This window comes from Bradyrhizobium oropedii (assembly GCF_020889685.1).
Classification (GTDB): domain Bacteria; phylum Pseudomonadota; class Alphaproteobacteria; order Rhizobiales; family Xanthobacteraceae; genus Bradyrhizobium; species Bradyrhizobium oropedii.
In genome coordinates, this window is record NZ_JACMYO010000265.1 from 1 (window position 1) to 9,160 (window position 9,160).

The 9,160-nt window shown below is 66.1% G+C and carries 9 protein-coding genes; 6 read left to right on the forward strand and 3 right to left on the reverse strand.

The window, feature by feature from the left end; all coding sequences use genetic code 11:
- The 4 genes from H8A95_RS39475 to H8A95_RS39490 all read left to right on the forward strand — a co-directional run.
- On the forward strand, window positions 1-820 hold an 820-nt coding region (locus H8A95_RS39475; protein ID WP_229187959.1), incomplete at its 5' end, for a tetratricopeptide repeat protein.
- A 115-nt stretch (window positions 821-935) separates the two neighbouring features.
- A complete protein-coding gene (locus tag H8A95_RS39480; RefSeq protein WP_229187960.1) occupies window positions 936-1,787 on the forward strand; it encodes a COG3904 family protein in 852 nt (283 codons plus the stop codon).
- Window positions 1,788-2,054: 267 nt separating this feature from the next.
- The gene (locus H8A95_RS39485) at window positions 2,055-2,984 is read left to right on the forward strand and encodes a sulfite exporter TauE/SafE family protein (protein WP_229187961.1); all 930 of its coding nucleotides are present in this window, start codon (window positions 2,055-2,057) and stop codon (window positions 2,982-2,984) included.
- Window positions 2,981-3,763, forward strand: a complete 783-nt coding sequence (locus H8A95_RS39490) for a TIGR02186 family protein (protein ID WP_229187962.1) — start codon at window positions 2,981-2,983, stop codon at window positions 3,761-3,763. The genes H8A95_RS39485 and H8A95_RS39490 overlap by 4 nt, the downstream gene beginning before the upstream one ends.
- A 2-nt stretch (window positions 3,764-3,765) precedes the next feature.
- Here H8A95_RS39490 and H8A95_RS39495 read toward each other — a convergent pair whose 3' ends face one another.
- Window positions 3,766-5,067: an aspartate aminotransferase family protein gene (locus H8A95_RS39495; RefSeq protein WP_229187963.1), complete on the reverse strand. Its 1,302-nt coding sequence runs from the start codon at window positions 5,065-5,067 to the stop codon at window positions 3,766-3,768.
- A 151-nt stretch (window positions 5,068-5,218) separates the two neighbouring features.
- Between H8A95_RS39495 and H8A95_RS39500 the strand changes: the two genes are divergently transcribed.
- Entirely contained in the window at window positions 5,219-5,692 is a 474-nt protein-coding gene (locus H8A95_RS39500; protein WP_229187964.1) for an Lrp/AsnC family transcriptional regulator, read from the forward strand.
- A gap of 26 nt (window positions 5,693-5,718) precedes the next feature.
- Here H8A95_RS39500 and H8A95_RS39505 read toward each other — a convergent pair whose 3' ends face one another.
- On the reverse strand, window positions 5,719-7,047 hold the full coding sequence (locus tag H8A95_RS39505) for an NRAMP family divalent metal transporter (protein ID WP_229187965.1): 1,329 nt from the start codon (window positions 7,045-7,047) through the stop codon (window positions 5,719-5,721).
- An 84-nt stretch (window positions 7,048-7,131) separates the two neighbouring features.
- On the reverse strand, window positions 7,132-8,061 hold the full coding sequence (locus tag H8A95_RS39510; RefSeq protein ID WP_229187966.1) for a DMT family transporter: 930 nt from the start codon (window positions 8,059-8,061) through the stop codon (window positions 7,132-7,134).
- Window positions 8,062-8,158: 97 nt separating this feature from the next.
- Between H8A95_RS39510 and H8A95_RS39515 the strand changes: the two genes are divergently transcribed.
- The gene (locus H8A95_RS39515; protein WP_229187967.1) at window positions 8,159-9,022 is read left to right on the forward strand and encodes a LysR family transcriptional regulator; all 864 of its coding nucleotides are present in this window, start codon (window positions 8,159-8,161) and stop codon (window positions 9,020-9,022) included.
- Window positions 9,023-9,160: the final 138 nt, after the last annotated feature.

Here is a 9,160-nt window from a genome sequence, read left to right on the forward strand (position 1 = left end):
CGCGGCGCCACCGGCCGCCGCCAGCAGTGACATCACCGGCACGATTCCGACCGCGCCGCCGCTCGGCGGCAAGCTCGGCACGATCCAGATCCCGGCGGGCGAAAAGCTGCCCGACGCAATCGGCGGACCGGCGCTGCGCACCGCCGCGATCAAGGGCGATGCGGCCGCGGCCTATGAGGTCGGCGTCCGCTTTGCCGAGGGCAAGGGCGTGCCCGCCAATGTCGACGAGGCCGCCAAATGGTATGGCCGCGCGGCGCAGGCCGGCGTGGTGCCGGCGATGTTCCGGCTCGGCACCTTCTACGAGAAGGGCCTCAGCGTGAAACGCGACTTCGATGTGGCGCGGCGCTATTACGTGCAGGCGGCCGAGCGCGGCAACGCCAAGGCGATGCATAACCTCGCCGTGCTCGACGCCGACGGCGGCGGCAAGGGCGCCGACTACAGGAGTGCCGCGCAGTGGTTCCGCAAGGCGGGCGATCGCGGCGTCGCCGACAGCCAGGTCAACCTCGGCATCCTCTATGCGCGTGGCATCGGCGTCGAACAGAACCTCGCCGAGTCCTTCAAGTGGTTCAGCCTGGCGGCCGCGCAGGGCGACGCCGACGCCGGCCACAAGCGCGACGATATCGCCAAGCGGCTCGATCCGCAGTCGCTGGCTGCCGCGAAGCTTGCGATCCAAACCTTTACCCCCGAGCCGCAGCCGAGCGACGCGGTCAACGTGCCGGCCCCGGCCGGCGGCTGGGACGGTGCCCCTGCGCAGCCCGCAGCGGCGAAGTCGGTCAAGCCGGCGAAGCGGACCGCAGCACTGGCCGCTCCAGCCCACTAAGACAACAATATGTGCGGCGCCTTGACGGCGCCGCTGTCCTGTACCTCCGCCCTTCTGCCGTGTAGACAGGCGCGCAGTCCCGCGCCGATTGCGCACGTGCTCCGGAGGGTCAGGCTTGTCTGTCGACGATCGTCAGGATGATGGAACGGGCCACCGTTCGTCGCCGACCGGCCCCCGCGTCGCGCCGCCGCGCCAGACTCCATCTCCGTTTGCCGCGCGCCCTGAGGCTCGGCCTTCGCCTCCACCCCCGCCTCCGCAAGCGAACGTGGCATCACCGACCCGCATTTTCCGGTTCTCGCTCCCGTCCATCATCATCTTCGTGCTGCTGCTCTCGAGCGTCGCCATTCAGGCCTACCGGGATCTATCGAGGCCGGGTGCCTGGGACTTCTGGCGCGAGACCTATATCGCCGCGAGCATGACGTCGGCGGTGATTTCCGATGTCGACATCGACGGGTCGGGCCACGGAAGGCGGGCGCTCGCGATCAGCGGCAAGATCGGCTCGGCCAGCGCGAGCTGGTTCCGCGACCGGCTGAGCGAGGCGCGTCTCGCGCCAGGCGACGTGGTGCTGCTGTCGTCGCCGGGCGGCGCGCTGAACCAGGCCGCCATCATGGGCGAGGTGATCCGCACACATGGGCTTGTCGCGGCCGTTGCCACCGCCGATGCCGCGGGCAAGCTCCGCCCCGCGGCCTGCGCCAGCGCCTGCGTCCTGGTCTATGCCGGCGGCCTGACCCGCTATGGCGTCGCAGGCTCGCGGCTCGGCGTGCATCGCTTCACGACAAGCGCACCGGTCAGCGATCCCCTCGCCGAGGCGCAACGCATCCAGGGCATGGTGCTCGGCTACATGACCAAGATGGGCGTCTCCTCCGCGATCGTCGAGGCGATGTCACAGACCTCGGACATCCGCTGGCTGGGCCAAAAGGAAGCGCTTGCGCTGAACCTGATCACCAAGCCGGTCGATCAGCCCTGAGCCGACGCGGGCATCATTAATCTGAATTATCAACCACGTGCGCATCAGAGCGGCAACCTGCGGCGAAAAATGCCGCCCGAGGCGGAATCTTTAGTCCCTCCTCCCGCCGATTTCGGTTATGCAAGAACGCGGCAATCGACCCGCGTTCGCCTGCATCTTGCGCGCCGACCGGATTCGTTCAGCCGGAGAATGCCCGACCAGAACGACATCACGCCGTGATGCGGCCTTGCGCCCCAGCATGCGGCGAACCGATAAGAAGCGACGCGCGTGCAGCTCTACCTCCCGATCGCCGACATCCCGGTCAATGTCTTCCTCATCCTGGCGATGGGCGCGGCAGTTGGATTCGTCTCCGGCATGTTCGGGATCGGCGGCGGCTTCCTGATGACGCCGCTGCTGATCTTTGTCGGCATCGCACCCGCGGTCGCGGTTGCTTCCGTTGCCAGCCACATCGCAGCCTCGTCGTTCTCCGGCGCGATCTCCTATTGGCGCCGGCGCGCGATCGACCCGCTGCTGGCGGCCGTGCTGCTGGTCGGCGGCACGCTCGGCACCGCACTCGGGGTGTGGACCTTCACCTTCCTGCGCTCGCTCGGCCAGCTCGACCTGATGATCGCGCTGTCCTACGTCATCCTGCTGACGACGGTCGGCGGGCTGATGTTCTGGGAAGGCCTGCGCGCGATGTTGCGTGCCCGCGGTGGACGCCCGGTGGCGCTGCGCAAGCCCGGCAGCCATGTCTGGATCCACGGCCTGCCGCTGAAGCTGCGCTTCAAGCGCTCCAAGATCTACCTCTCGGTCATCCCGGTGGTCGTGGTCGGGCTCGTGATCGGCTTCATTGGCGCCGTGATGGGCATCGGCGGCGGCTTCATCCTGGTGCCGCTGATGATCTATGTGCTGCGGGTGCCGACCTCGACCGTGATCGGCACCTCGATGGTGCTCACCCTCGTCACCATGGTGTTCGCCACCATGCTGCACGCGGTGACCAACCATCTGGTCGATGCCGTGCTGGCGCTGATCCTGATGATCGGCGGCGTCACCGGCGCGCAGTTCGGCGCCCGCGCCGGCCAGAAGATCCGCGGCGAGCATCTGCGCCTGCTGCTCGGCCTCTTGGTGCTCGCGGTCGGCATCCGCTTTGCCGTCGAGCTGGTGATCCGGCCGCAGGACCTCTACAGCATCCGCGAAACCGGCGGAGCCCCGCCATGAGGCTGCGCGCGCCGCTTGCGATCATCGGCCTCGTCGCCGCCACCTTGGCGGCGGCGCCCGCTTCTGCCGAGCGGCTGATCGTGTCGGTCTCCAACCACCGCGTCACGGTGACGCCGAACTATTCCGGCGGCGAGCTCGTGCTGTTCGGTTCTGTGGAGAAGGACGACAAGACGCCGGCCAATCGCAGCAATTACGATCTCGTCGTCACAGTGGCCGGCCCGCGCGCCGACATGGTGACGCGGCGCAAGGAGCGCAAATTCGGCATCTGGATCAACACCGACTCGCGGCAATTCCTGCAAGTCCCCGGCTATCTCGCGCTGTTCTCCAATCGCCCGTTCGACCAGATCGCCTCGCCGGAGGTGCAGCGGCGGCAGCAGCTCGGGCTCAACAACGTTACGCTGGTGCAGCGGGTCGGGCCCGACTTTGCCGACGTGGTGCCGAACGATCCGTTCCGCAGCGCCTTCGTCCGGCTGCGTTCCGAGCACGGCCTGTACCGCGAGGCGACCTCGGCGGTGACGTTCCTGACGCCGACCCTGTTCCGCACCGGCATTCCGCTGCCGGCCGAGGTGCCGATCGGCACCTATGACGTCGAGATCAAGCTGTTTTCCGACGGCGCGCTGGTCACCAAGACCGAGAGCGCGTTCGAGATCGTCAAGATCGGCTTCGAGCAGTTCGTCGCCACCACCGCGCGGCAGAACGGCCTGGTCTACGGCCTCGTCACCGCGTTGATGGCGCTGATGACCGGCTGGATGGCCTCGATCGTGTTCAGGAAGGATTGATTTTACCGCTGCAACGCGCTTTCGAACGCGTCGCCGAGGATCGAGAGGCCCAGATCGATCTCGTCGTCGCTGATCGTCAGCGGCGGCGCGATGCGGAACACGCTGCCCATGCCGGGCAACTGCACGATGTTGGTGCTCAGTCCGAGCTCCATGCAGCGCTGCGACACACGGGTCCCGAGCACTTCGTCAGGCTCCTTGCTGAAGCGGTCGCGCACGATCTCGATGCCCTGCATCAGTCCCCTGCCGCGCACGTCGCCGATGCATTCGAACCGGTTCTGAAGGGCGAGGAGCCCGTCCCTCAGCCGCGCGCCTGCGATCCCGGCGCGCGCGACCAACCGGTCGCGCAGGATGATCTCGATGACCTTGAGCCCAACCGCGGCCGGCATCGGATCCGACACATGCGTCGTATAGAACAGGAAGCCACGTTCGTGACAGCGCTCTTCGATGTCGGCTGAGGTGATGACCGCAGCCAGAGGCAGGCCGGCGCCGAGTGTCTTCGAGAGGGTCAGGATGTCGGGCACAACGCCGTCACGCTCGAACGCGAACATAGCGCCGGTTCTGCCAAGCCCCGTCTGCGCTTCGTCGACGATCAGCAGCATGCCGCGCGCGCGGCACAGCTCTTTCAATTCGGCGAGGTAGCCCTCCGGCAGATCGATCAGCCCGCCGGAGCTCAGGATCGGCTCGGCAATCATGCAGGCAAGCGAGCCGGTCGATTGGCGATCGATCAGATCGAAAGCGTAAGCCAGCTCCGCTCGCCAGTCGGCGGCATGGCCGAAGCGTGGGCGATAGGGATTCGGCGCCGGGATCGCGAGCGAGCCGACCGGCGCCGGACCATAGCCCTTGCGGCCGGCGGAGTAGGTCGCACCGGCGGCACCTGACGTCATGCCGTGCCAGGACTGCGCGAACGCGACGGTCTCGAAGCCGCCGGTAAAGAGCTTGGCCATCTTGATTGCCGCCTCGTTCGACTCAGCCCCCGTGCTCAGCAGCATGACGCGATCGAGCCCCGGCGGCAGCAGCTCCGCCAGTTGTTCGGCGAGCGCGACCACCGGGCGCGTCAGCATGCCGCTGAACAGATGGTCGAGCCGCTCGGCATGCTCGCTGATAGTCCGGACGATCTCCGGATGACCGTGACCAAGCACGGCGCTCATCTGCCCGGAGGTGAAATCCAGGATGGCACGGCCGTCGGCGTCGTAGACGAAGGACCCGGAGGCGCGCTCGATGATGACGGGCGCGAACGTGCCGCCATAGCGAATGAGGTGACGCCGCGCGCGATCCCAAAAGGATTTGTCGTCATTTCCGGTCATGCCGATTCCTTGCCGTGATATCGCCGTTGAAACGCTCGCAGAGCATCCTATGCGCGTCCGGCAGCAATGACATTGCGATTTGGGATGCATTTTTCGCCTTCTTCTGCAATCAATTGCGTCAAATGTCGAAAACGCGAAAGAAGTGGGAATCATGACCGTTCTTGACGAGATGGACCGCAAGATCCTCGACGTGCTGCAAGCCGACGGGCGCATCACCAATCTTGAGCTTGCCGAACGGATCGGCCTTTCGTCCGCACCCTGCATGAGACGCGTCCGGACCCTCGAGGAGACCGGCGTCATCAAGTCCTACGTGGCGTTGGTGGACGCTGCGCGCGTCGGACTTGGGTTCGACGTGATCGTCGAGGTCCGCCTCAAGCAACAGACCAGGGAATCCTTCGCGCGCTTCGAGAAGAAGGTGACCGGCCTTCCGGAAGTCGTCGAATGCTGCATGATTGCCGGCGATTGGGACTATTCCCTGCGGGTCGTGTCCTCCGACCTCGCACGCTATCAATCCTTCATCCTCGACCGCCTGATGCATCCGGACAGCGATATCGCGAGCTACCGCACCACCATCATCCTGCGAAAGATCAAATCGACGACCAAGATCGACAGCTCGCTGTTCTGATCGACGGCGCAATAACACCTGCTGACCTAGATCAGCAGCCCGATCCCCATCGCGATCACGCTGAGCGCCATCGCAGCCGTGGAGAGCCAGCCGAGCCAGTAGAGCCACCCGCCGATGACGAAGCGTCCCATCACCTCCTTGTGGCGGGCCATCACCATCAGCAGCACCATCACCGGCACGGCGAGCACGCCGTTGACGACCGCGCTCCAGTACAATGCTGAGATCGGATCGATCGGGGTGAAGTTGAGCGCAACGCCGATGCCGCCCGACAGCGCCAGCACCGAATAGAACGCGATCGCTTCCTTCGGCTTGCGCGTCAATCCGACCGGCCATCGCCGCCCTTCGCTGACGGCGTAGGCCGTAGCTCCCGCAAGCACCGGGATCGCCAGCAGGCCGGTGCCGACGATGCCGAGCGCGAAGATCACCTCGGCAAACGGTCCTGCGATCGGGCGCAACGCCTCGGCCGCCTGGGCCGAGGTCTGGATATCGGTCTTGCCGGCGGCGTGCAGCGTCGCCGCGGCAGTGATGATGATCGACAGCGCGATCACGTTTGAAAACGCCATGCCGGTGATGGTGTCGGCGCGGATGCGCCAAAACTCGCGGCGCGCACCGTAGTGCCGTTTGATCAGCGGATGCTTATCGGGATCGATCCGCTGCTCCTCAGCCTCCTGCGAAGCCTGCCAGAAGAACAGGTAGGGCGAGATCGTGGTGCCGAGGATCGCGACGATGGTCGTGAAATAGTCCGCGCTCCAGGTGACGCGCGGCAGCAGCACGCCGGCCAGCGCCTGCGTCCACGACACCTTGGCAAAGGCCAGTGCCGCGACATAGGCGAACAGGCTGAGCGTCAGCCATTTCAGGACCGCGACGTAGCGCCGGTAATTCATGAAGATCTGCGCGGCCACCGAGGTCACGCCGAACAGCACGACGTAGAGGATCGCCGGGCCGCCGATCAGCAGCCTGGTCGCGTCCGCCATGGCCGAAAGGTCGGCGGCGATGTTGACGGTGTTGGCAATGAACAGCAGCGCGACCACGATGACCAGCAGCCAGCCCGGATAATGGCGGCAGACATTGCCCGCTATGCCGTGCCCGCTGACGCGGCCGACCCGCGCGGAAATCTCCTGGATCGCGGTCATCAGCGGGAAGGTCAGCAGCATGGTCCAGCCGATGCCGTAGCCGAGCTGCGCGCCGGCCTGGCTGTAGGTGCCGATACCGGATGGATCGTCGTCGGCGGCTCCGGTAATCAGCCCGGGTCCGAGCGCCTTGAGGACGTGACGGATGCTGAACGGCTGGCGCTTCGCCGCCGTGTCGGCGGACCCGCCACTGTCCTTTTGCGAGGTCGTCGTGTGCTGCGTCATGCCCGGATCCGGCCGCCGCGACAACGAGCCGGATGCCGTCAAGGTTCCAAGGAGACAACCCGGGGCTCTACGGCCCCGGCAAGCTCACGCCACGCTCCCCTTGGGTGATGCGGCAGCCGCGGGGCGCGTCACCAGGTAGATGCCGAGTGCGACCGGAGCAATGCCGAGCAGGTCGCGGAATTCGACATGCTCACCGAGCACGAGATAGGCGAACAGCATGCCGAGCGGCGGCATCAGGAAGTGATAGGCGCTTGCGGCGGTCGCGCCGCACACCTTCAGGAGATGAAACCAGAGCAGGTAGGCAAGGATCGAGCCGCCGAGCACGAGGAAGGCGAAGGCGCCGGCGAGCCGCATACTCGGCACGATGTCGCTGACGCTGGAGAGTGTGAAGGCAAACGGCATCACCGCGAGCCCACCGGCGATGTTCTGGATGCCGTTGCCGATCCATAGGCTGCCCTTCGGCGCCAGCAGCTTGAACAGGATGGTGCCGGCGACGATCGAGGCGAGCGAGGCCAGCGTGAACAGGATGCCGTGCGGACTGTCGCTGCCGACCTTGATCCGATGCCAGACGATGAAGGCAACGCCGACGATGCCGAGCACGAGCCCGATCACCTTACGCAAGGTCATGCTCTCGCCGAGGAACATGGCCGCCAGCATGGCGGTGAAGACCGGGTTCGCTGAGACGATCAGCGCGCCGAGCCCGGCCGAGACCGTCTTCAGACCGGTGTAGCCGAGGCCGAGATAGAGCGCGTTGTTGGCGACGCCGATCACGGCGAACACGGCCGCGTCACGCCAGGTGAGGTCCCACTTGTCGCTGCGCAGCCAGGAGATGCCGAGGATCAAAACGCCGGCGAGCGAGAATCGCGCCGCGAGCAGGATCAGCGGCGGGCAATCGGTGACGCCGATCTTGCCGGCCACAAAAGCGTAGCTCCAGAGCAGGCAGAACAGGGCGATCAGCAGCGGCAATGTGTTGAAGCGGGCGCGGGGGGCGGCAATTGAGGACGCGGCGGACATGGCGGATTCTCCTTCGCCCATGATCTAGGTCGGCGCCTTGATATTTGGAAATTAAATGATAGACTGGCTTCCAGTGGATTTATGAATGGATGCTGTGATGCTCGACCTGGAGCTGCTGCGCAGTTTCGTCTCGGTGGTCGATGCCGGCGGCTTCACCCGCGCCGGAGAACGCGTCCACCGCACGCAATCGACGGTCAGCCAGCAGATCAAGCGCCTGGAGGAGGATGTCGGCCAACCGCTGTTGATCCGCAGCGGCAAGGACGTCATCCCGACGGATGCCGGCGATCAGTTGCTGACCTATGCACGGCGGCTATTGGCGCTCGCCGAGGAGGCGCGTGACGTGGTGTCGCGCCCCGGCAGCGAAGGCGCGATCCGGATCGGCATCACCGAGGATTTTGCCGCCTACCGACTGACGAGATTGCTCGCGACCTTCTCGCGCAGCCATCCGAATTTGCGCCTCGATGTGCGCTCCGGCCAGAGCCTGTTCCTGTACCGCGACCTCGAGCGCGGCGATCTCGACCTCGCGCTGATCAAGCGCGCGGCCAGCGAGAAAGGCGGCATCGCGGTGTGGCCGGAACGCGTGCATTGGGTGACGAGCAAGAGCCATCCACGCGACACGAGGACCGGCTCGGTGCCGCTGATCGGCTTCGGCTCGGGCTGCCTCTATCGCGCCCACGCCATCCATGCGCTGGAGAGCGCGGGCCGTAACTGGCACATGGCCTACACGTCCTCAAGCCTCGCCGGCATCCAGGCCGCGGTCGCCGCAGGCCTTGGCTTGAGCATTCTCTCGGAGATGTCGATCCAGGCCGAGCATCGCGTGCTGACGGCGAAAGATGGCTTTGCCCCGATCGAACGGACCGAGGTCGCCCTCGTCGCCGCCCCCGAAGCCCGCCCCGCGACCCTGCGGCTGGCTGATCGGCTCGCGGAGTATTGCGAGAGCGTGCAGGCGAAGGCGGCGTAGCTGAGGCCGCGCCGCTGCTCCCGCCGTCGTCCCTGCCTAGTGCGCAATTGCGCACGGGAGCAGGGACCCATAACCACCGGGCGTGGTGAAAGGGCAAGCTGGAGCCACAGCCTTGTTCAACAACAAAGTCCTGTGGTT